At 63.9% G+C, this 22,093-nt stretch carries 18 protein-coding genes; 11 read left to right on the plus strand and 7 right to left on the minus strand.

The features are described from left to right. The first annotated feature begins 105 nt into the window (after positions 1–105). Positions 106–2,598, plus strand: a complete 2,493-nt coding sequence (pcrA, locus tag AC2ETI_RS09740) for a DNA helicase PcrA (protein WP_084325272.1) — start codon at positions 106–108, stop codon at positions 2,596–2,598. A gap of 79 nt (positions 2,599–2,677) precedes the next feature. Here the strand turns inward: pcrA and AC2ETI_RS09745 are convergent, their stop codons facing one another. Beyond that, positions 2,678–3,700 (minus strand): M23 family metallopeptidase, encoded by a 1,023-nt coding sequence (locus AC2ETI_RS09745; protein WP_020970357.1) that lies wholly within the window; start codon positions 3,698–3,700, stop codon positions 2,678–2,680. Positions 3,701–3,932: 232 nt separating this feature from the next. Between AC2ETI_RS09745 and AC2ETI_RS09750 the strand changes: the two genes are divergently transcribed. The 3 genes from AC2ETI_RS09750 to sucD all read left to right on the plus strand — a co-directional run bounded on the left by AC2ETI_RS09750 (position 3,933) and on the right by sucD (position 8,041). Continuing rightward, complete coding sequence (locus tag AC2ETI_RS09750; RefSeq protein WP_483633833.1) at positions 3,933–5,774, plus strand: hypothetical protein; 1,842 nt, start codon at positions 3,933–3,935, stop codon at positions 5,772–5,774. Positions 5,775–5,953: 179 nt separating this feature from the next. After that, positions 5,954–7,123 carry an ADP-forming succinate--CoA ligase subunit beta gene (sucC, locus tag AC2ETI_RS09755; RefSeq protein ID WP_019744753.1) on the plus strand — a complete coding sequence of 390 codons (1,170 nt, stop codon included), beginning with the start codon at positions 5,954–5,956 and terminating at the stop codon, positions 7,121–7,123. Between the two features lie 15 nt (positions 7,124–7,138). Next, a complete protein-coding gene (gene sucD, locus AC2ETI_RS09760; protein WP_003946432.1) occupies positions 7,139–8,041 on the plus strand; it encodes a succinate--CoA ligase subunit alpha in 903 nt (300 codons plus the stop codon). A gap of 42 nt (positions 8,042–8,083) precedes the next feature. Here the strand turns inward: sucD and AC2ETI_RS09765 are convergent, their stop codons facing one another. Beyond that, the gene (locus AC2ETI_RS09765; RefSeq protein ID WP_047888486.1) at positions 8,084–8,719 is read right to left on the minus strand and encodes an IMPACT family protein; all 636 of its coding nucleotides are present in this window, start codon (positions 8,717–8,719) and stop codon (positions 8,084–8,086) included. 86 nt (positions 8,720–8,805) lie between these two features. On the opposite strand from AC2ETI_RS09765, the gene AC2ETI_RS09770 reads away from it, so the two are divergent. The 4 genes from AC2ETI_RS09770 (at position 8,806) to purH (ending at position 13,802) form a co-directional block, all read left to right on the plus strand. After that, positions 8,806–9,858, plus strand: coding sequence for a DUF5336 domain-containing protein (locus AC2ETI_RS09770; protein ID WP_021332301.1), 1,053 nt, complete (start codon positions 8,806–8,808; stop codon positions 9,856–9,858). Positions 9,859–9,979: 121 nt separating this feature from the next. Further along, entirely contained in the window at positions 9,980–11,524 is a 1,545-nt protein-coding gene (locus AC2ETI_RS09775) for a cell division protein PerM (protein WP_172933031.1), read from the plus strand. A gap of 6 nt (positions 11,525–11,530) precedes the next feature. Beyond that, on the plus strand, positions 11,531–12,250 hold the full coding sequence (purN, locus tag AC2ETI_RS09780; protein ID WP_019744749.1) for a phosphoribosylglycinamide formyltransferase: 720 nt from the start codon (positions 11,531–11,533) through the stop codon (positions 12,248–12,250). Beyond that, entirely contained in the window at positions 12,243–13,802 is a 1,560-nt protein-coding gene (gene purH / locus AC2ETI_RS09785; RefSeq protein WP_483633834.1) for a bifunctional phosphoribosylaminoimidazolecarboxamide formyltransferase/IMP cyclohydrolase, read from the plus strand. The genes purN and purH overlap by 8 nt, the downstream gene beginning before the upstream one ends. A gap of 78 nt (positions 13,803–13,880) precedes the next feature. Here purH and AC2ETI_RS09790 read toward each other — a convergent pair whose 3' ends face one another. From AC2ETI_RS09790 to AC2ETI_RS09800, 3 genes are all read right to left on the minus strand, one after another. After that, complete coding sequence (locus AC2ETI_RS09790) at positions 13,881–14,102, minus strand: hypothetical protein (RefSeq protein WP_003946391.1); 222 nt, start codon at positions 14,100–14,102, stop codon at positions 13,881–13,883. A 451-nt stretch (positions 14,103–14,553) separates the two neighbouring features. Beyond that, positions 14,554–15,522: an alpha/beta hydrolase family protein gene (locus AC2ETI_RS09795; RefSeq protein WP_080909167.1), complete on the minus strand. Its 969-nt coding sequence runs from the start codon at positions 15,520–15,522 to the stop codon at positions 14,554–14,556. A gap of 27 nt (positions 15,523–15,549) precedes the next feature. Further along, positions 15,550–16,122 carry a DUF4126 domain-containing protein gene (locus tag AC2ETI_RS09800; protein ID WP_007727593.1) on the minus strand — a complete coding sequence of 191 codons (573 nt, stop codon included), beginning with the start codon at positions 16,120–16,122 and terminating at the stop codon, positions 15,550–15,552. 85 nt (positions 16,123–16,207) lie between these two features. Between AC2ETI_RS09800 and AC2ETI_RS09805 the strand changes: the two genes are divergently transcribed. From AC2ETI_RS09805 to AC2ETI_RS09815, 3 genes are read left to right on the plus strand one after another with little or no spacing between them, the layout of a single operon-like run. Continuing rightward, entirely contained in the window at positions 16,208–16,624 is a 417-nt protein-coding gene (locus AC2ETI_RS09805) for a VOC family protein (protein ID WP_007727590.1), read from the plus strand. Between the two features lie 54 nt (positions 16,625–16,678). Next, a complete protein-coding gene (locus AC2ETI_RS09810; RefSeq protein ID WP_020908640.1) occupies positions 16,679–18,055 on the plus strand; it encodes an ATP-binding protein in 1,377 nt (458 codons plus the stop codon). Positions 18,056–18,064: 9 nt separating this feature from the next. Then, positions 18,065–20,002: a vWA domain-containing protein gene (locus tag AC2ETI_RS09815; protein WP_483633835.1), complete on the plus strand. Its 1,938-nt coding sequence runs from the start codon at positions 18,065–18,067 to the stop codon at positions 20,000–20,002. Between the two features lie 11 nt (positions 20,003–20,013). On the opposite strand, the gene AC2ETI_RS09820 is transcribed toward AC2ETI_RS09815, so the two are convergent. Beyond that, positions 20,014–21,039, minus strand: a complete 1,026-nt coding sequence (locus AC2ETI_RS09820) for an agmatine deiminase family protein (RefSeq protein WP_019744743.1) — start codon at positions 21,037–21,039, stop codon at positions 20,014–20,016. Continuing rightward, positions 21,036–21,983: a nitrilase-related carbon-nitrogen hydrolase gene (locus tag AC2ETI_RS09825; RefSeq protein WP_029536861.1), complete on the minus strand. Its 948-nt coding sequence runs from the start codon at positions 21,981–21,983 to the stop codon at positions 21,036–21,038. Before AC2ETI_RS09825 ends, AC2ETI_RS09820 begins: the two co-directional genes overlap by 4 nt. Positions 21,984–22,093 lie beyond the last annotated feature (110 nt).

Below are 22,093 nucleotides of genomic sequence, written 5' to 3' on the forward strand. Positions count from 1 at the left end.
ATAGCGTCCAGTTTGCCATGCTCGACACAGGTAATCCAAGTGCCTCTACCAGCAGGTGGACGCACTGACGACCGTGTCGGTGGACGCCGGTAGCGTGGACAGGCGATGAACACGTACCCAGCACTCGGTGAGCACGACGGACATTCCCAGCACGACGGGGGCGGCGCGCGGGGACATGGCGCGGGTTCGGACGCCCTCCTCGAGGGTCTCAACCCGCAACAGCGCGAGGCCGTGGTCCATGCCGGTTCGCCGTTGCTGATCGTCGCGGGCGCCGGCTCGGGCAAGACGGCAGTGCTGACGCGTCGCATCGCCTATCTGCTGGCCGAACGGGGTGTCACCCCCGGTCAGATCCTGGCCATCACGTTCACCAACAAGGCTGCGGCCGAGATGCGCGAGCGTGTGGCAGCTCTTGTCGGACCGCGTGCCAACGCCATGTGGGTATCGACGTTCCACTCCAGTTGCGTGCGCATCCTGCGAGCACAGGCGGCGCTCCTGCCCGGTTTGAACTCGAATTTCTCGATCTACGATTCCGACGATTCGCGTCGACTGCTGACGATGATCTCGAAGGACCTCGAGCTCGACACCAAACGATTCTCCGCGCGGCTTCTCGCCACTCACATCTCCAATCTGAAGAACGAACTCGTCGGACCGGAGGAGGCGGTTGTCGCAGCCGATCAGGATCCGGCCGAACTGCCGCGACTGATCGCCAAGGTCTACGGCCACTACCAACAGCGGTTGCGTGCGGCGAACGCACTCGACTTCGACGATCTCATCGGTGAGACCGTTGCGCTTCTCCAGGCGTTTCCCCAGATCGCCGAGTACTACCGCCGCCGCTTCCGTCACGTGCTCGTCGACGAGTACCAGGACACCAACCACGCGCAGTACATGCTGGTGCGTGAACTGGTCGGCGGTGCCGGAGAGTCCGACCATGCCGTTGCCCCGGCCGAATTGTGCGTCGTCGGTGACGCCGATCAGTCGATCTACGCATTTCGCGGAGCCACTATCCGCAACATCGAAGAGTTCGAACGCGACTACCCGGACGCTCGGACCATCCTTCTCGAACAGAACTACCGTTCGACGCAGAACATTCTGTCTGCGGCCAACTCCGTGATTTCCAAGAACACCGGCCGACGTGAAAAGCGTCTGTGGACCGATTCGGGTGAAGGCGAACTGATCGTCGGCTACGTTGCAGACAACGAGCACGACGAAGCATCGTTTGTCGCCTCGGAGATCGATCGGCTGGTGGACCAGGGCGAGACCAAGTTCGCCGACATCGCGGTGTTCTACCGGACCAACAACTCCTCACGCGCGCTCGAGGAGATCTTCATTCGACTCGGTGTGCCGTACAAGGTGGTCGGCGGCGTTCGCTTCTACGAGCGCAAGGAAGTTCGGGACATCGTCGCGTATCTGCGCGTCCTCGCCAACGAAGACGACACCGTGAGCCTGCGACGCATTCTCAACACGCCACGACGCGGTATCGGTGATCGAGCCGAAGCCTGTGTCGCCGTGCACTCCGAGCATCGCAACATCAGCTTCGCCGCCGCTCTCCGTGACGGCGCGGAAGGCAAAGTGGCGCTGCTCAATACGCGGTCACAGAAGGCCATCGCGTCGTTCCTCGAGATGATGGACGGGCTGCGGGCCCTGCTGCCGACAGCAGCCGCCGACGAGGACGAACCCTTCGAACTCGGTGACATCGGTGAGGTCGCCGAGGCAGTGCTCGAGCGAACCGGCTACCGCGCCGAGCTTGCGGCCAGCAGCGATCCACAGGACGGCGCGCGACTCGACAACTTGAACGAACTCGTCAGCGTGGCAAGAGAATTCAGCTCCGACGCACGAAACGCGGCCGGGCTGATCGATCCGGACGACGAGGAAACCGCAGCAATGCGTGAAGGCGAACCCGATCCGGGTTCGCTCGCCGCCTTCCTCGAACGGGTATCGCTTGTCGCCGACGCCGATCAACTGCCGGACTCCGACGACGGCGTCGTGACGATGATGACGCTTCACACCGCCAAGGGCCTCGAGTTCCCGGTCGTCTTCGTCACCGGTTGGGAGGACGGGCAGTTCCCGCACATGCGCGCCCTCGGTGATCCGGCAGAGCTGTCCGAAGAGCGTCGACTCGCTTACGTCGGCATCACCCGTGCCAGGCAGCGCCTGTACCTGACGCGCGCGATCATGCGTTCGGCTTGGGGACAACCGATCCAGAACCCGGCGTCGCGGTTCATCCAGGAGATCCCGGAGGACCTGATCAATTGGCGCCGTGAGGATCCGGGCACCGGTGGTGGATTCGGAAGCGGCAGGCCGGGTTACGGCAGCGGAAGCCGATACGGCAGCCAGGGCGGCCAGGGATACGGTGGCGGGCAGAACTACGGGGGAGGGTCCGGCAAGGCTGCGTCGAGTCCCAGTTTCGGTGCCGCGCGTGGCCGCAACAACGTTCTGGTCCTTGCCACGGGTGACCGCGTCAGTCACGACAAGTACGGTCTCGGCACCGTGTTGGAAACCAAGGGCACCGGACCCACCGCGACGGTCACCATCGACTTCGGTAGCGCGGGCAAGGTGCGGTTGATGCTCATCGGCGGTGTGCCGATGGTCAAGCTGTAGAAGACAGACAAAAAACTTCCGGCCCGTACCTGGAAAGGTGCGGGCCGGAAGTTTTTTGTCAGAAGCGTTGGGCTTGCGGTCAGTCCTGCTCGATACCGAGGCTGATGCCGCGTGATGCGAGCCAGGGGAGGGGGTCGATCTTGTTCTCGCCGGCGAGGTGAACCTCGAAGTGAAGGTGGGGGCCGGTGGAGAAGCCGCGGTTGCCGACAGTGGCGATCTGGTCGCCGGCCATGACCTGCTGACCGACGGTGACGGTGGACGTGTCGATGTGGCCGTAGACGGTGATCGTTCCGTCTGCGTGCTGTAGGCGTACCCACATGCCGAATCCGGAAGCCGGACCTGAATCGATGACCTTGCCGTCGGCGACTGCGACGATGGGCGTCCCGATCGGGGCGGCGATGTCGACGCCGGCGTGCAGGGTGCCCCAGCGGGTGCCGAAGTTGGACGTGAACGTGCCGACTGCCGGCAGGACGAACAGCGGGCGACGGGCAGCTGCTTCGCGTGCTGCGCGCTCGTCACTGAAACGCTGGCCCTTGGCAAGCAGGTTGCTGAACTGGGAGAGGTCGGTCGGTGCTGCGACGTTGAGGACCTGGGGAGCGTCGGCCTCGGTGGTGGCTGCCGTGGAGGTGGCCGGAGCGAACTGAGCGGCCTGCGGTTCTGCGGTGGTGCCGATCGCGGAGGACTCGTTGGCGAGTGCAACTTCCGAGTGGTCGGCGGCGGAAGAGGAACCGTCGTTGACAACTGCCTGGCCCGCGGCGACAACTGCGCCGGCTGCAACTGCCAGAACGGCGGCGCGGCCCTTGAGAGCAGAGGGAGGGGTGGGGAGTCGGTGAGCACCGCTGCGGCGAACCGGAGATTCGACATCGACTGTCGGTGCGGAAGAGGCGTAAGTGGGGGTGCTGATCACGTCGGACTCGACGAACTCGTGAGAGTCGGAATCTGACGACGTGGAGGATGAATTTCGAGTGAACATATCGGTAGAGATCTCAGAACTTTTGGTCTCGGTGTAACGCCTGGCCGAGTGCGTTGGATAAGTGGTCGTGACCTCGTCTGGAGCTGAGTTCGAGAACCTACTAGCGGTGAACTGGCTGCGGTGATGCATATGCCGGTTCTCTCCTCGAGTTCGTGATCAGCCCGTGACTTAGACCGACTGACGGTAACGAAATGATTGCGATGGGCGCAAGCCGTAGCGGAAACCTGTCCGATTATGTGACGTGCCTCACAGCTTGACCTGGGAATATGTCGATACGGGCAAAACGGACGAATCATCTCGTTTCGTGATCACGCGTGTCACAACCGGATCACCGGTCCATTCAGGCACTACCGTCGATCGAGTGTCCACAACACCTGGAACTACGTCGCAGGCGCGTTTCGACGACCCCGGAGTGAAGTCCGGGGCGCCACTCGCGGCGGTAATCGGACTGCTCGGTGCCGTCGGAGTGGCGGCCAGCCCCGTCGTCGGAGTCGGGAGTGGCCGCGGGGTCGACACGACGGGGGCTCTTACCTCTGCCGCTCTCTTCGCGGCCGTCTGCACGATCATCGTGCCGTTGGTTGCAGTGCTCACCTCGGGCCGCAGGCCTGCCTTGGCCGGTGGACTCCTGGCCGGTATCGGAGCGGTGTCTCTCGGAGCGGCGATTCTCGACGTCCAGTTGTTCGTCGACGCAATCGATGCAAACCGCTTGGACCTTTTCCGTCCGATTTCGGCGGGTTCGATCGATGCGGGTCCTGGCGCTTATCTCGCGCTCGCGGGACACTGCATTCTTGTCCTGTCCGGGGTGCTCGGACTTGTCGCCGTCCATCGTGAATCGGAACGGGACGGATACGGCAGCGCTCGCGCCGCGGAATTCGACGGGCGATCGGTTGGCGGACGGATCGGCGCGTGGCCGACAGCGCTGCTGATTCTGGCCGCAGTGGTGTTCGTGCTCTCCCTGTTCGGGCCGTCCTTCAGTTCGCAGGATCCGATCTTTCTGGTCAAACCGCTCGTCGACTCGGCGTCGGCCACCGCCGTCGGTACAGGATTGGTCGGCGTCGCGGTGCTCGTTGCGGTCGCGGCGGCATTGACGTCCATCTCGCTGCCGGTGGGCTGCGGCGCTCTGATCGGTGTCGGCCTCGGCGCGCTCGCAGTCAGTGGAACCAGGGTGGTGGCTGGGTTCGCGGCCGGCGATCGGATCGGCGTCGGTTCGGGATCCGTGGTCGGGGCGCTGGCCGCCGTGGTCATCGTCGTGATCGGAGTTTCAGCGCCTTACCTCGCATCCAGGCGTGAAGCAGATGCGATTCCCGCTGAAAGTGTGGTCCGCGCACCTGCGAAGACAACAAAGGGTGCGCTCAAAGCAGCGATGGTGGCTCAGTCCCGGGCGGCGCAAGCGCGGGTCGACAGACTTCACCGCGTCGCCGGTACCGCCGCAATCATCACTGCGGCTGTTGCGGGCGTCGGCTCGGCTTTGCCTGTCCTGTCGTTGCCGGACGGAATCCCGGAGCCGTCGATGCTGTCGTCTCGAGTTGTCCTGCTCGCGGCTGCTGTACTGCTGGTCGCCGCGCTGGGCCTGTTTGCCCCGGGCCGCGCCGCCGTGGTGCGTCCGGCCGTCGGAGTGTTGTGGACCACGGTCGTGATGGGAGTCGCCGCTGTCATGCAGTCGGCGGTCATCGCGACGGACGTGCCGGGCGTCGGGTTGGGGGCCGGCGCCTTCGTGCTCTGCGGCGCGGCTTTCCTCGCTGTGGCGACGGGACTGCTCGTCTGGCTGGCGGGAAGCGCAGAACGTGAAGACGTCGACACGTCGGTAGACGGCGGTTCGAGAGGGCTGGTGCTTCTCGTCGGTGGGATCGGCGCAGTCGCAGTCCTGATCGGGACCGCGCTTCCCCTCTATCGGGGTGACGCCTACACAGCGGCGTCAGTTCTGGAGTGGCCGTGGGGAATTGACGTCTGGGGGCAACTGCTCGTCGGCGTCACCGTCGTGATCGCCGCTGTGATCGCAGCGTCTGCGCGGCCGGCTCGAGGCGCGGCATTGCTGATCGGATCTGCCGTGGCAGCTCTGGTGTACGTCAGTGAGTGGCCGCTCACGTCATCGCGCATATCGGACGCAACCGTGGGGGTGGGTGCGATCACAGCGGCCACGGGCATAGTGTTGCTTCTCGTTGCAGCGTTCTCGAGCGCAAGAATCAGTGAGACTGATGCTTGACAAATTCGGTGTGGCCACCTTGCTCGATCGGTGAGGCGTGCCTCATTGCGCATTTGCGCGTGACTTGGGCCACATAGCATCAGTGCGGGCGCAAACCGAACGCGGCAACTGGTTAAAGTCCAGAACAGACCCGCTCCTACCCCTCGAGCGGGTGACAACGCAGACGAGACGGTGAGCAGATGGATCTCTTCGAATACCAGGCGAAGGAACTCTTCGCCAAGCACGGAGTGCCGACTTCGGCTGGACGTGTTACAGACACAGTCGCCGGCGCACGCGAGATTGCCGAAGAAATCGGTAAGCCCGTGATGGTGAAGGCACAGGTCAAGGTAGGCGGCCGCGGCAAGGCCGGTGGCGTCAAGTACTCGCCCGACGTGGATGCCGCAGTGGCAAACGCCGAGGCAATCCTGGGCCTGGACATCAAGGGCCATGTCGTCAAGAAGCTGCTGGTCGCAGAGGCAAGTGACATTGCCGAGGAGTACTACATCTCCTTCCTGCTCGACCGCACCAACCGCACCTACCTGGCCATGTGCTCGGTAGAGGGTGGCGTCGAGATCGAGGTCACCGCCGAGGAGAACCCCGACGCCCTCGCCAAGATCCCCGTCGACGCAGTCAAGGGCGTCGACCTCGCGTTCGCGCGCAGCATCGCCGAGGCAGGAAAGCTGCCCGCAGAGGTGCTCGACGCAGCGGCCGTCACGATCCAGAAGCTGTGGGAGGTCTTCATCAACGAGGACGCACTCCTCGTCGAGGTCAACCCCCTCGTTCGCACGCCTGACGATCAGATCCTCGCCCTCGACGGCAAGGTCACCCTCGATGAGAACGCGGCGTTCCGTCAGCCCGGCCACGAGGCATTCGAGGATCGCGACGCTACCGATCCCCTCGAGCTCAAGGCCAAGGAAAACGACCTCAACTACGTCAAGCTCGACGGTGAGGTCGGAATCATCGGCAACGGCGCAGGCCTGGTCATGTCCACCCTGGACGTCGTCGCATACGCCGGCGAGAACCACGGTGGCGTCAAGCCCGCCAACTTCCTCGACATCGGCGGCGGAGCTTCCGCTGCAGTCATGGCTGCCGGCCTCGACGTCATCCTGAACGACGCACAGGTCAAGAGCGTGTTCGTCAACGTCTTCGGTGGCATCACCGCGTGTGACGCAGTTGCCAACGGCATCGTCGGCGCACTGAAGACCCTGGGCGACGAGGCCAACAAGCCGCTCGTCGTTCGCCTGGACGGAAACAACGTCGAAGAGGGTCGTCGCATCCTCGCCGAGGCCAACCACCCGCTGGTCACGGTCGTCGCAACCATGGACGAGGCCGCCGACAAGGCCGCCGAACTCGCTCACGCAGCGAAGTAAGGGACTCACAGAACAATGGCAATCTTCCTCACCAAGGATTCAAAGGTCATCGTCCAGGGCATCACCGGCGGCGAGGGCACCAAGCACACCGCTCTGATGCTCAAGGCCGGCACCCAGGTCGTCGGCGGCGTCAACGCTCGCAAGGCCGGCACCACGGTCTCGCACGTTGCTGCTGACGGCTCCCCTGTCGAGCTCCCCGTCTTCGCGACGGTCGAAGAGGCAATCAAGGAGACCGGCGCAGACGTCTCCATCGCATTCGTTCCCCCGGCCTTCTCGAAGGACGCCATCGTCGAGGCCATCGACGCGGAGATCCCGCTCCTCGTGGTCATCACCGAGGGCATCCCGGTTCAGGACTCCGCTTACGCTTGGGCGTACAACGAGTCCAAGGGCAAGAAGACGCGCATCATCGGACCGAACTGCCCCGGCATCATCACCCCGGGTGAGGCCCTCGTCGGCATCACGCCCGCCAACATTGCAGGCACCGGCCCCATCGGCCTGGTCTCCAAGTCGGGCACCCTGACCTACCAGATGATGTACGAACTCCGTGACTTCGGCTTCTCCACCGCCATCGGCATCGGCGGCGACCCGGTCATCGGAACCACCCACATCGACGCCATCGAGGCGTTCGAGAAGGATCCCGAGACCAAGGTCATCGTGATGATCGGTGAAATCGGTGGCGACGCGGAAGAGCGTGCAGCCGATTACATCAAGGCCAACGTCACCAAGCCGGTCGTCGGCTACGTGGCTGGCTTCACCGCTCCCGAAGGCAAGACCATGGGCCACGCAGGCGCCATCGTCTCCGGTTCCTCGGGAACGGCTCAGGCAAAGCAGGAAGCTCTCGAAGCTGCAGGCGTGAAGGTCGGCAAGACGCCGTCCGCCACTGCTGCTCTCGCTCGCGAGATTCTTCAGTCCCTGTAAGGGGCTTCGCCCCCGTGCGTGGTTAGGGAGTCTCCGGACTCCTTAACCACGCACAGTGGTATCGACCCACATCGACCCGGCAGGTTCCAACTGCCCGGCACCGGATGTGATGGATGCGACGATCGAGTCGAGATCGTCGGCGTCACCGGCGGCGAGCGTCATCACCGCCTTCGATCCATACGCAGTTCCGAGCACCGAGACGCCCCGCGCTCTCAGCTCCGCTTCCACCCGACCGGCCTCTGAGTGCCGGATCGCCAAAGTGCGCAGGATCCTCCTCTCCCTGGCCACAAGCTCGGCCGAATCGAGAGCAACCGAGACGGCTCCCGAATACGCGCGGACCAATCCACCGGCGCCGAGCTTGATTCCGCCGAAGTAGCGCGTGACGACAACAATCACATCGACCAGATCTCGAGACTTGAGAACCTGAAGCATCGGCACCCCAGCTGTCCCGCCTGGTTCGCCGTCGTCGTGTGCACGCTCGACGCGTGAGTTCGCTTCGTATCCGATCACGAAAGCCGAACAATGATGGCGCGCATCGGGATACAGCGACTTCTGCTCCGCGACGAACTCCGTGGCGGCCTCGGCGTCGTCGATCCGGCGAAGCGCGGCGATGAATCGTGAGTGCTTCACCTCGGTTTCGACGACATGGTCGGCGCCGGGCGCGAGGGTGAAGGGCATCTGCCCATTGTCTCCTGTCGGTGTTAGCGTGCGAAGTCGAGACACATACGCTGGTAACCATCGAAGACCGTCTACGAGGAGAAGTCATGACGTTCACGCCGCAAGGGCCCAGCTTCGGGCCACCGAATCAGCCGGCAGCGGGCGGTGGAACCAAGAATCTCGGATTCATCCTGCTCATCGCCGTCGCGGCACTCGGCCTGATCAATTTCCTACTCGGTTTTGCGCCTTTCACGTCGATCAGTGGAAGCAGCAGCGGCATCGGTAGCGGTCTGGACACCAGTTCGAGCTTCTTCGAGTCGAGCATCTACGGCCTCGGATTCGTTTTCGCCGGCGGTGTGGTCGCAGGCGTATCGCTCCTCCCGAAGCAGTCGTATGCAGGCATTGCCGCAGCGCTCACCCTCACGGGTTTCTTCGCTTTGGTGTTCGCCGCGTTCTCCGTAGGTACCAGCGACTACGTCGACATCAGCCTCGGTTGGGGTCTGATCATCGTGCTGATCCTCTCGTTCGTGCAGACGGTCGTCGCAGTCGCCGCGTTGTTGTTCGAGATCGGAATCCTGAAGGCTCCCGCGCCGCGTCCGGTAGCTCAGCAGTACGGTCAGCCGCAGGGCTATGGCCAGCCCCAGGGCCAGGCGCCGGGGCAGGCGCCAGGTCAGCCACAGGGATACGGACAGGCTCAGTACGGCCAGCCGCAGCAGGCTCAGCAGCCGGGCCAGTACCAGCAGAACCCGCAGTACGGGCAGGCGCAGCAGCAGGGATACGGGGGAGCGCACGCCGCCCCCGCCGACCCGACTGCTTCGCAGCCGCCTTACGGCCAGACTGCGTCTCCCTACGGTCAGAACCCGGTACAGAATCCCGCACAGACCGACTCGGCCGCGACGACGTCGTCTTACTATCCGCTGACCTCGCAGCCCGCGAGTCAGCCGAACCCGAGTTACTCGTCGGATCAGTTCACCGCTCCGCGCGGTTACGGCCAGCCGTACAACCAGCAGCAGACTGGCTCGACCGAGCAGCCGACGGGCTTCGAGCCGCCCACTTTCGAAGCGCCGACGCCGTCTGCTGAGCCTGACCAGGGCAGCAGCGATTCCGCGGCCGAGACCAAGGTCTTCGGCTCGCAGAACCCCGACGAGCGTCAGCAGTAGTACTACTTCGTTTCACGAACATGAATGTGGCCTCCGACCCGCTGCGGGTGGAGGCCACATTCCGTGAGCCCGACGGCGCGCCTGAGTGCGCGGCGCACTATCGAGTGAAACCCTCGAGGGGATGAGTTCTTTGATTGATGGCACCCGGTCCCGTCCCACGTCCTCACGACCCGGACGTGGTCGTACTGGCGGCGGCCGCGTCGGCGGCGGTCGCCCGGCACCGAACCCGGACCTGGCGCGCAAGCTGCTGACGGTCGCCTTCCGGCCGTCGGGTCTGACGATGCTGCTGATCGCGGCTGTCGTTGTGGTCACCTTGGTATCGGCGAGCAGCGACCTGACCGGAACCTTCGGCGCCATTGCCACCACATGGTTGGTCATCCACCAGGTGCCGGCGACTATCAGCGGCGTCCAACTCGGTGTACTGCCTTTGCTTCCGACGGCCGTCATGATGTGGGTGGTTGCACGCCGATGCGCGTCGACTGCGGTGCACACCGACTCCCGTGACGACACCCTCCGCCTGGTGGGGGCCGCGGTGGCCGGACCGTTGACTATCACGGCAATCGCTCTCGCCGTGGTTGCCGACGCCTCCGCAGCCATTCCGCTGTCGAGCCCCAACACGTTGGCCGCTTTCGGCTGGGTCGCCGGGATTCACCTGATCGCCGCGTCCGTCGGTGTTGCTGCTGCGCACTGGGATCGCGTCGTCGCCGAGATTCCGCCGTGGGCATCTGCCGCTCTTCGACCGGCAACGGCTGCGTCGGCAGCGCTGTTGGCTGCGGGCGCCGTGGCCGTCGTGGTGTCACTACTCGTGTCGTGGTCGACGGTCGGTGACCTACTCGCGCGCGGCAACGGGTTTGTCGGCGTACTGGGATTAACGGTGTTGTCGCTGCTCTACCTGCCGAACCTCGTGGTCGGCGCAGCCGCGGTGATGACGGGATCGACGGCCGATTTCGGCAATGTCTCCATCAGTGTGTTCGGCAACATCGGCGGTGACCTGCCACCCTTGCCCCTTCTCGGAGCGATTCCGGAAGGCGTCGCCGGTGGAATCTGGCCCGTGTTGTTGATCGTTCCGGCAGCGGTGGGCATGATGCTCGGCCGTGATTGCGCTCGACGCATCGCCGGGCAGGACAGCGTGCTCGCAGTGCTGACGGCAGCTGCTGGTGCCGGCGTCGTCATGGCGCTGCTCGCTCTTGCTGCCGGGGGAGACCTCGGGCAGTTCGGCACCGTCGAGGTGCTGTGGTGGGGCTTCGGTCTTCTGACTTTTGCGTGGCTGGGATTGTTCGGAACCGTCTCGGCGCTGTTCGCGATGTGGTTCTCACACCGCGGACACATGAAGGACGAGGTAGCGCCCCCGACGGCTGAACCGGCTCGAACAGTCGAGCCCGAACTTGCGATCACGGCTGCGGCCACACCGGAAGACGAGGACGACGAGAATACGGGCGAAGTGCTGGCCCAGGAATCTGCGGTCGTTGTCACCAAGGTCGTCGAAGCGGAAATCGTCGAGGAATCAGGCGAACCCGTGCAGGTAGTGACAGAGGAAACCGTCGAGATCGAAGTAGTCGACGCCGAGGTTGTCGCGGCACCCGAGGCGGACCCCACAGCCGACTCCGCAGCCGGGGCCGAGCCGGAGACCGACCTGCCCTCGAAGCCGCAGAAGTCCAGCGACTAGGCTGTCATGCGGCCGATACTCCGGCCGCATCATCTTCCAGTTCTCAGGAGTAGTGCGCTGACTGCCTCGGCCGACAATCCGCAGCCGACAATGCCCGACGGGGTCCAATTTCGCGACTCGATCGCGCGGGTAGTCGTACTCGCTTCCGGCGCGGGAACCCTGCTGACTTCGCTGATCGAGGCTTCGCACGCCGAGGGATACCCGGCCGAGATCGTTGCCGTCGGGGTAGATCGTGACTGCCTCGCCGCCGAGCACGCTGCGGATTCGAAGATCCCGTCCTTCAAGGTCTCGATCAAGACTTATGAAAATCGTGCCGCCTGGGACGAGGCGCTGACAGCAGCGGTGGCCGAGCACGAACCCGATCTCGTGGTCAGTGCAGGCTTCATGAAAATCCTCGGCCCCAGCTTTCTCGCGCGTTTCGGCGGCCGAATCATCAACACTCATCCCGCGTTGCTGCCTGCCTTTCCCGGCGCGCACGCGGTTCCCGACGCTCTGGCGTACGGCGTGAAGGTCACCGGTTCCACGGTGCATCTCGTCGACGGCGGAGTTGATACCGGGCCGATCTTGGCGCAGGAAGCTGTGCCGGTGCATGACGACGACACCGAGTCTTCGTTGCATGAACGCATCAAAATTGTGGAGCGACGGTTGTTGGCGGACGTCATCGCCGCTGTTGCTACGCGCGGAGTGGTTTCCGATGGACGAAAGGCCGTGATCCCCAGTGAGTGAACGCAAGGCTGTGCGCCGTGCACTTGTCAGCGTCTACGACAAGAGTGGTCTGATCGAGCTGGCCACGGGCCTGCACGAGGCCGGTGTCGAGTTGGTCTCGACCGGTTCGACCGCGTCGAAGATTGCCGACGCCGGAATCCCCGTGACGCCGGTCGAGGCTCTGACCGGATTCCCGGAATGCCTCGAAGGCCGCGTGAAGACGCTGCATCCGCGCGTCCATGCCGGCGTTCTCGCCGATACCCGCAAGCCGGATCACCTCGCTCAGCTCGAGGAACTCGGCATCGCGACCTTCGAATTGGTCGTCGTGAACCTGTACCCCTTCACCGAGACGGTTGCCTCGGGCGCTAGCCCGGACGAGTGCGTCGAGCAGATCGACATCGGTGGCCCGTCGATGGTGCGTGCTGCAGCCAAGAACCATCCGTCGGTTGCCGTCGTGGTCGATCCGGCTCGTTACGCCGATGTCCTGACTGCCGTTGCCGGTGGCGGATTCACCTTGCGTGAGCGCACTGTGCTTGCGGCGCAGGCGTTCCAGCACACTGCGTCGTACGACGTCGCTGTTGCAAGCTGGATGACGAGCACGATCGCAGCTGACGAGGACGGTTCGCTGTTCCCCGCCTGGTTCGGTGCTACCTGGAACCGCAGCGCTGTCCTTCGCTACGGCGAGAACCCGCACCAGGACGCCGCGCTGTACGAAAACCCGGCTGCGCCTGCAGGTTTGGCTCAGGCGGAGCAGTTGCACGGCAAGGAGATGTCGTACAACAACTACACGGACTCCGACGCAGCGTGGCGTGCAGCTTACGACTTCACTGATCCGGCCGTCGCAATCATCAAGCACGCCAACCCGTGTGGCATCGCCATCGGGACCGACATTGCCGACGCCCACCGCAAGGCGCATGCTTGCGATCCGGTCAGTGCATTCGGTGGTGTCATCGCAGCCAACCGTGAGGTCACCGTCGAACTGGCAGAGCAGATCGCCGATATCTTCACCGAGGTTGTCATCGCGCCCTCGTACGAAGACGGGGCTGTCGAGGTTCTGCAGCGTAAGAAGAACATTCGTGTTCTGAAGGCTGCGGCTCCGACCGCTACCGGAATCGAACTGCGTCCGATCTCTGGCGGTACCTTGCTCCAGCAGCGCGACGTTCTGGACGCTGACGGCGACAACCCGGCCAACTGGACTCTCGCCAACGGTGAGGCTGCAGATGCCGAGACTCTCGCTGACCTCGAATTTGCTTGGCGCGCCAGCCGATCGGTGAAGTCAAACGCGATCCTGCTGGCCTCCGGCGGCGCGTCCGTCGGCGTCGGTATGGGCCAGGTCAACCGCGTCGATGCAGCGCATCTTGCTGTTCAGCGAGCCGGTGACCGCGTCGTAGGTTCGGTTGCGGCCTCGGACGCGTTCTTCCCGTTCCCTGACGGTCTGCAGGTTCTTCTCAACGCCGGCGTCAAGGCTGTTGTGCAGCCGGGTGGTTCGGTTCGCGACAACGAGGTGATTGCCGCGGCCAAGGAAGCCGGTGTCACTCTTTATCTGACCGGTGCGCGCCACTTCGCGCACTGATTCCCTGCTTCGGTAGCGGGCCTCGACTCCTCAACGGGAGTTCGGGGCCCGTTCTGCATTCAGGCTGGCCCGGTTCTTTCAGGCTGCGCTGCTGTGGGTGCCCTGGAGTTCGCGGGGTGAGCCGGTGATGACCACGCGTGAGGCTCCGCGACTGCGGATTTCGCTGATCAGTGCGCCGAGGGTGGCTTCGTGGGCAGCATCGGAGTGCGAAAGATCCAGGGTGACGGCGTATCCGGTGAGGTCACCGGGCAGATCGACATACGGCGGCGCGATGGACAGTTGGTTGACTCGAAGTTTCATGTGGTGCTCCTGCGTGTGAAAGGTAAAAGAAAAGGCACCCGAGGCGTTTGCCCTGGGTGCCCGAGAACGAATCCGGTGAAACTGGGGATCATTCTCGGGGTACACCGCGCTTGTTGCCCATGTGCTTGGCCGACATTGCGGCCGAAAAAATGTGCTTGCCTGCGGTGCAGCTGCGCCACGAAGGTACGGATGCAAAGTTCGGGTCTAGCGACATGACGTCCGTTCCTTTCTGTGTGGCGTTGCTGGTTAATGGATGACCGTACAGCACGGATCGAGGGTTCGCACCAATAAAAAGCGCCGCGAACGTAAACTCCGGGTGACTTCTATCCCCGGGTTCGCTGGATTGAGAGAGCCTTCGTTGCAGGTCAGGCGTAGAAAGCAGAAGTCCCTCCGCGATGGTTCGCGGAGGGAACTTTCTACCCGGAAAAGAGGACGTTCGGTCTGTACGTGATCAGGAGAACGAGCGGACCCACGCTGTGAAGGGCTCCGCGAACTCTGCCGAGTACGGAAGCGGAGCGACGTAGTCGGCCCCGGTGGACTGTTCTTCGCCGATGTCCTTGAGTACGAAGTTTGCGTTGCGCATCCGCACTGAAGTCAGCGCGGTATGTGAGAGCGCGGCGTCGAGTGCCGCGACGTCGGAGGGAATTACTTGGATGTCCTTGTCCGAGCAGCTGGTGAGAACGGGCATGCCTGCCGGCAGCGCCGCTACGAGCGCAACCGGGTCCAGTGCGTCTTCCTCGGCGAGTGCCTTGGCATTGGCGTGAACGAGTCCCGCGTTCTGCAGCGGTTCGGGTAGATCATCCGGAACCGTGCCCTCGGTCCGAAGAGACTCGACGGCGTCGGCGAGCGCGACGCGCAGTTCGTCAGCCAGTTCGACCGGCAACTGTCCGGCGCCGACGACGGCGTCGAGCTGGCGGTGAATCTGCGTCGTGAGTAGATCGAGAAGCCGGACACTCAGTGGCTCGAGCAGTGCGAGGGCGCTGACTCTTGTGCCCTCTTTCGCCGTGGCAAGTGCCAGCGCGACGACGGCGCCGTCGCTGTGTCCGACGACGAACAAGCGCTCGGGATCGACGCCGGGTTGTCCGGCGAGGTAGTCAAGTCCGTCGGAGGCGGCGTCGACGAATGTGTTGAAGCCGAGATCGGCGATGTCCTCGATCTCGTAGTCGCCGAGGGCAGTTTCGCCGCTGCCGAGCTTGTCGTAACGCAGGCTTGAAATGCCTTGATTTTCAAGAAGATCCGCGATGAACCGCAGAGTTCCGATGTCGCCTTCGAGGAGTGCGCTGTCGCCGTTTCGGTCGGTGGGGCCGCTGCCGGCCAGAATCAGCGCGGCCGGCGCCGGGGAGTCGGGTGAGGCTGCCAGGCGAAGACTCCCGTACAGGGTGACGTCGCCGGATTGGAACGAGATCTCGGTGTCGGACATGACGACTTGTCTACCAGGTCCACAGGTTCAGGCGGTGCGCAGACTCCGGACACGTCGCCATCCGCGCCAGCTGAACCACAAGAGTGCGGCGAGCAGCGGAATGATCAGGAGCGGCAAGATCATCGCGATCAAGGAGGTGAAGAAAGTCAGCACATCCTCGATGACGGAGACGACGGGATTCGCCAGTCCACCGGTAGTGGCCGTACTGACCGCGCGAGTGCCGGTCTGGGCGGCGCTGAATGTCAGCGCCGTCGGCGCTCCGACGATGATGCCCGCCAACGCGGCCATCGCAGGGTCGAGATGGCTGAAGGCCGCCCAGGCCGCGATCACTCCGGCGATGGGTCCGGTGACGTTCCCGATCACCGAGAGTGCGTTGTCCACGAAGGGAATGAGGTCGGCACCCAGTTCGACCACAGCGGCTATTGCCAATGCCACCAGCGCGCCGGTGGATCCGATCCACCGCATCGACTCGCCGACGGTGATCCCGAACAGTTCGAAATGGACGGCAGCGCTGAGCATCAGCAGCGGCAGGAAGGTTCGCATTCCGGACGCTGCGGCGAGTCCGAGACCGAGCATGGCGGGCAACACCCAGGTATCCATGGGTGGAGTTTAGGTCTACTGTGCGCCTTTATTAACCGCCGGCGGTTAATAAAGGCGCACAGCAAAGTCTCGGAAAGGACCCTTCATGGCGACAAACCCGCAGCCGATGTTCTTCCTCAACCTGCCCGTCAAGGACCTCGGCAAGGCCACCACCTTCTACGAGGGCCTCGGATACTCCAAGAACACGCAGTTCTCCGACGAGAATGCGTCGTCGATGGTCATCAGTGACACCATCGTCGTGATGCTGTTGGCCGAGCCCTTCTTCAAGACCTTCACCACCAAGGGCATTGCCGACACCTCGACGTCGACGGAAGCGCTGCTCGGTCTCTCGGCCGAGACCCGTGAGGCCGTCGACGCCCTCGTCGACAAGGCGCTCGCGACCGGCGGTTCCGAAGGTAACGCGACGCAGGATCACGGCTTCATGTACAGCCGCAGCTTCCAGGATCCCGACGGCCACATCTGGGAAATCATCTGGATGAATCCCGAGAACATCGAGGGCTGAGCGACCGAACTTCCTCGGCGAGAGGCGAAACCCCGCAAACACTCGTAGCGTGGAGTGGTGACTGTCGCAAAAACCCTCGGAGAGCTACGCGCCTCCGGACACGTACAGCGAAGTGTCAAGGAAGAACTACGAGAGAACCTTCTCGCCGCGTTGCGGGACGGCCGTGACCCCTGGCCCGGGATAGTCGGGTTCGAGGACACGGTCGCCCCGCAACTCGAGCGGGCGCTGATCGCCGGCCACGACGTGGTTCTGCTCGGCGAACGAGGTCAAGGAAAGACGAGGTTGCTTCGCACTCTCGGGCTCCTGCTCGACGAGTGGACGCCCGTCATCGAAGGCTCGGAACTGGGGGAGCACCCGTACGAGCCGATCACACCGGCTTCGATACGTCGAGCCAAGGAACTGGGTGACGACCTCCCGATCGCCTGGCGACACCGCAGCGAGCGGTACTCCGAGAAACTGGCAACGCCGGACACCTCGGTCGCCGACCTGATCGGCGATGTCGACCCGGTCAAGGTGGCCGAGGGTAGGAGCCTCGGCGATCCGGAGACCATTCACTTCGGTCTCGTGCCCCGCGCGCATCGCGGAATCGTGGCCATCAACGAGCTTCCCGACCTCGCCGAGCGCATCCAGGTCTCCTTGCTCAACGTGATGGAAGAGCGGGACATCCAGGTCCGCGGGTACACGCTTCGGCTTCCGTTGGACGTCCTTCTGGTCGCGAGCGCGAACCCTGAGGACTACACCAACCGCGGGCGCATCATCACACCGCTCAAGGACCGCTTCGGCGCCGAGATCCGCACTCACTACCCCGTCGAGTTGGCGGGCGAGATCGCGGTGATCGAGCAGGAGGCGCACCTGGCCGCGGAGGTGCCTGACTACCTTCTCGAAATTCTTGCCAGGTTCACGCGCTTGCTACGCGAATCCACCTCGGTGGATCAGCGATCGGGTGTGTCGGCACGATTTGCCGTCGCCGGCGCGGAAACCGTCAGTGCTGCGGCGGTACGACGCGCGGCGGTGCTCGGCGAGGCCGATCCTGTTGCACGGCCCGTCGATCTCGAGTCCGTGGTCGAGGTTCTTCGCGGCAAGGTCGAATTCGAATCCGGTGAAGAGGGACGGGAACTGGAGGTGCTCGAGCACCTGCTGCGTCGCGCGACCGCCGATACGGTTCGGGTACGACTCGGCGGAATCGACCTCGGGATGTTGGTTGCTGCTGTGGAGACGGGCAATACGATCGTCACCGGTGAATCTGTCACGGCCAAGGCGTTTCTCGACGAGCTTCCGGACCTCGAGGTCCTGGACGAAGTAGCCGAACGCCTCGGCGCGCAATCCGACGGCGAGCGTGCCGCCGGTGCCGAACTTGCCCTCGAAGGGCTTTACCTCGCGCGCCGGATCTCCAAAGATCAAGGCCCGGGCGGCCGCTCGGTGTATTCGTAAGGGGCAGTGATGATCCACAATCCGCGGTACGGGCCGTACGACGGTGGTCCCGATCCGCTGGCGCCTCCGGTAGATCTGCGCGATGCCTTGGCAGCAATCGGCGACGACGTGTTGTCAGGCACGTCGCCGCGCCATGCCCTCCGGGAACTCCTGCGCCGCGGAAACCGAGACATGCGCGGGCTCGACGACCTTGCTGCCCAGGCGAACCGGCGTCGACGTGAGCTGCTACGCCGCAACAATCTCGACGGAACGCTCGACGAGGTTCGTAAGCTTCTCGACAAGGCGGTGCTCGAAGAGCGCAAAGAACTGGCACGTGCTCTCGACGACGACGCACGATTCAACGAAATGCGGATCGAGGAGTTGCCACCGTCCACAGCTCAGGCCGTGCAAGATCTGGCCGACTACAACTGGCGCAGCGAACAGGCTCGCGCGGATTACGAGAAGATTCGTGATCTGCTCGGACGTGAGGTCCTCGATCAACGCTTCTCGGGAATGAAGCAGGCACTCGAGGACGCTACCGACGAGGATCGTGAGCAGATTCGCCAGATGCTGGCAGATCTGAATCAACTGCTCGATGCGCACTCTCGGGGCGTCGACACTCCGGAGCAGTTTGCGGAGTTCATGGACAAGCACAGGCAGTATTTCCCGGACAACCCGCGCAACGTCGACGAACTTCTGGATTCGTTGGCGCAGCGCGCGGCGGCCGCACAACGATTGCGTAACTCGCTCTCGCAGGAGCAGCGTGACGAGTTGGATGCGTTGGCGCAGCAGGCGTTCGGTGATCCGAGTCTGATGAGTGAGCTGAGTCAACTCGACCAGTTTCTTCAGGCGGCTCGGCCGGGTGAGGACTGGGAAGGTTCGCAACAGTTCCGCGGCGACAACGGAATGGGGTTGGGTGAGGGGACCGGTGCCCTGCAGGATATCGCCGAGCTGGAATCGCTGGCAGATCAACTGTCGCAGCAGTATGCAGGCGCAGCGCTCGACGACATCGACCCCGAGCTACTCGCGCGGCAACTCGGCGACGAAGCGGCCGCTGATGCTCGCACCCTGGCCGATCTCGAAAAGGCTTTGCAGGAACAGGGTTTCTTCGATCGCGCACCAGACGGTCAATGGCGCTTGTCGCCCAAAGCCATGCGACAGCTCGGACAGACCGCTCTGCGTGACGTCGCCGGGCAACTGTCGTCGCGAACCGGTCAACGCGATACGCGTCGGGCAGGTGCGATGGGCGAACCGACCGGAGCTTCCCGCGAATGGGAGTTCGGGGACACCGAACCGTGGGACGTCACGAGAACCATCACCAACGCCGTCCTACGTGACCCTGGCCGAATGCCGGTGCGGCTGAGCGTCGTCGATGTCGAGGTGGCCGAAACCGAACAGCGTAGTCAGGCTGCGGTGGCTCTGTTGGTGGACACGTCGTTCTCGATGGTGATGGAGGATCGGTGGGTGCCGATGAAGCGCACCGCTCTGGCACTCAATCATCTGGTGAGCACGCGGTTTCGCAGCGACGAGCTGCAGTTGATCGCCTTCGGACGCCACGCGCACGTACTGAGCCCGTCGGAGCTCGCCGGTTTGGACGGCGCGTGGGACCAGGGAACCAACCTGCACCACGCACTGTTGTTGGCGGCCAGACACCTTCGACGCCATTCCAATGCGCAGCCGGTGGTGTTGATCGTCACGGACGGTGAGCCGACGGCTCATCTCGAAGCGGACGGAGAAGCCAGGTTCGACTACCCGCCGAGTGCGCGAACCCTCGGTTTGACGGTTCGAGCACTCGACGCCGTGGCCAGGCTGGGCGCCAAGGTCACGTTCTTCCGTCTCGGTGAGGATCCAGGTCTGGCCAGGGTGGTCGACCGGATGGCGCACCGGGTGGGTGGACGCGTCATCGCGCCGGACCTGGACGGCCTCGGCGCAGCCGTCGTGAGTGACTACATGCGAGGTCGCCGTTAATTCTGCCGCCGTCAGTCTTGTTCAGCGGGCTGGTGCTGGGTGATGCAGTGGATGCCGCCGCCACGTTCGAACAGCGGTCTGGCGTCGACGGTGACGACAGTGCGTCCGGGGTAAGCGGCTGACAGGATCCGGGCCGCTTCGGCGTCGGCCGGATCGTCGAAGCTGCAGGCGATCACTCCACGGTTGACCACGAGATGGTTGATGTAGCTGTAGTCGACGAATCCCTCGTCGTCGCGCAGGATTTCGGGTGCAGGCACCCGAATGACCTTCCACGGCCGGCCGCCGACGTCCGTCGAGCTTTCGAACAACTCGATGATCGTCTTGCTGACGGCGTAGTCGGGGTGCACCGGATTGCGTTGGTCATGGACGAGTACCACTCCGGGCGAAGAGATGGCAGCGACGATGTCGACGTGTCCGCGCGTTCCGTAGGTCTCCTGATCGCGAGTCAACCCGCGGGGAAGCCAGATCACGTGCTTGGCGCCGATGGTGCGGGCGAGTTCGGCCTCGATGTCGGCCTTCGTCAGGTCGGGATTGCGCCCCGGATCGAGTTGGACGGTTTCGGTGACCAAGACGGTGCCGAGACCGTCGACCTGAATACCGCCGCCCTCGTTGATGATTGGTGAGTCGATCAACTGGGCACCGGATTGTTCGACGACAAATGCGCCGATCTTCGAGTCCTTGTCCCACTGCGCCCACCCCTGTGCGCCCCAGCCGTTGAACACCCAGTCGACTCCGCCGAGACGGCCTTCGTCGGACAGGACGAACGTCGGCCCGATGTCGCGCATCCACGCGTCGTTGAGAGGTGCCTCGACGATGTCGACCTTCTCGGACAGATACTTTCGTGCTTCTTCGACTTCGGCGGGATCTACGACGACGGTGACCGGCTCGAATTCGGCGACGGCGTGGGCGACGGCCGCCCACGTCGAGCGCGCTTCGTGCTGTTCCTCGGCGGTGTCGCCGAGGGAGTATCCGGCGCTGGGGTACGCCATCCAAGTGCGTTCGTGCGGTTCACTTTCCGCGGGCATTCGCCAGGTCATCGGTTGGCTCCCACAGTGTTCACCGGTGCGGTCAGAGCCGAGTAGGTGTCGGGTCGGCGAGTGGCCAGGAACGGGAACAGTGCAAGCCAGTCTTCACGTTGCCGAAGATCGAGATCGGCGACCAGCACTGCTGATTCGTCGCGGGGAGCCTGAACGAGGATGCGTCCGTACGGATCCGAGATGAAGGAAGAACCGTAGAAGGTGATGAGACCTTCACTGCCGTGGCGATTGGGAACAACCATGAAGGTGCCGTTGGCGATACCGTTTCCGACGATCACCTGCTGCCACAGCGGTTGGGTGTCGAAGTTCGGGTGATCGGGCTCGGAGCCGATCGCCGTCGGGTAGACCAGAACCTGGGCGCCGGCGAGGGAGTATGCACGTGCGACCTCCGGGAACCACTCGTCCCAGCATGTCGGGAGGCCGAACTTCGCGCCGAGTGCTTCGTGGACGGGGTATGCGTCCTGCGCCGGACCGCCGCGGAAGTACGTGTCCTCGTAGTATCCGGCCGTCACCGGAATGTGGAGCTTGCGGGTTCTGGCGAGAAGCTCACCTTCGGGCGAGACGAGGATCGCGGTGTTGAATCCCAGTCCGTCCTCGGCCTCACTGCGCTCGTACAGCGATGCGTGGACGAGGACCTGGTTCTCGGCGGCGGCTTTGGCGGCGAAGGCGAGAGTGGGTCCGGTGAGCAGGTCTTCCGCTTCGCGTCCGGGATTGTCGCCGGCCGGGGTGGAGGCGGGGTAGCGGCTGAGCGTCAGCTCCGGAAGAAAGACCACGGAAGCGCCCAGCTTCGCTGCGGACGCAATGCCCTCGCTCAATTCGGTGTAGAGGTCGTCTTGGTCCTCGTGCCAGCGATGTTGCACGAGACCTACACGCAGAGGTGTGGACGTGGACGGCGTAGTCGCGGCCAGAGACTCGGGTGGGGTGAGGGCGGTGATCGTCAGCATGGGGTTTCCTCGGTGCTCGGGTATTCGACGTTCAACGTAAAACGAATGTGATTCGTTAAGTATGGTGGGTGAGCGCTGATTGATCAAGGACTTTCGAGGAATTGTTTTTT

The organism is Rhodococcus sp. MurmanLake-1, from assembly GCF_056945715.1.

Bases quoted from the DNA above. Each gene is read 5' to 3' on its own strand.
- pcrA (WP_084325272.1), top strand. From the start codon at position 106: ATGAACACGTACCCAGCACTCGGTGAGCACGACGGACATTCCCAGCAC.
- AC2ETI_RS09745 (WP_020970357.1), bottom strand. From the start codon at position 3,700: ATGCATCACCGCAGCCAGTTCACCGCTAGTAGGTTCTCGAACTCAGCT.
- sucC (WP_019744753.1), top strand. From the start codon at position 5,954: ATGGATCTCTTCGAATACCAGGCGAAGGAACTCTTCGCCAAGCACGGA.
- sucD (WP_003946432.1), top strand. From the start codon at position 7,139: ATGGCAATCTTCCTCACCAAGGATTCAAAGGTCATCGTCCAGGGCATC.
- AC2ETI_RS09765 (WP_047888486.1), bottom strand. From the start codon at position 8,719: ATGCCCTTCACCCTCGCGCCCGGCGCCGACCATGTCGTCGAAACCGAG.
- AC2ETI_RS09770 (WP_021332301.1), top strand. From the start codon at position 8,806: ATGACGTTCACGCCGCAAGGGCCCAGCTTCGGGCCACCGAATCAGCCG.
- AC2ETI_RS09775 (WP_172933031.1), top strand. From the start codon at position 9,980: ATGAGTTCTTTGATTGATGGCACCCGGTCCCGTCCCACGTCCTCACGA.
- purN (WP_019744749.1), top strand. From the start codon at position 11,531: ATGCGGCCGATACTCCGGCCGCATCATCTTCCAGTTCTCAGGAGTAGT.
- AC2ETI_RS09790 (WP_003946391.1), bottom strand. From the start codon at position 14,102: ATGAAACTTCGAGTCAACCAACTGTCCATCGCGCCGCCGTATGTCGAT.
- AC2ETI_RS09795 (WP_080909167.1), bottom strand. From the start codon at position 15,522: ATGTCCGACACCGAGATCTCGTTCCAATCCGGCGACGTCACCCTGTAC.
- AC2ETI_RS09800 (WP_007727593.1), bottom strand. From the start codon at position 16,122: ATGGATACCTGGGTGTTGCCCGCCATGCTCGGTCTCGGACTCGCCGCA.
- AC2ETI_RS09805 (WP_007727590.1), top strand. From the start codon at position 16,208: ATGGCGACAAACCCGCAGCCGATGTTCTTCCTCAACCTGCCCGTCAAG.
- AC2ETI_RS09815 (WP_483633835.1), top strand. From the start codon at position 18,065: ATGATCCACAATCCGCGGTACGGGCCGTACGACGGTGGTCCCGATCCG.
- AC2ETI_RS09820 (WP_019744743.1), bottom strand. From the start codon at position 21,039: ATGACCTGGCGAATGCCCGCGGAAAGTGAACCGCACGAACGCACTTGG.
- AC2ETI_RS09825 (WP_029536861.1), bottom strand. From the start codon at position 21,983: ATGCTGACGATCACCGCCCTCACCCCACCCGAGTCTCTGGCCGCGACT.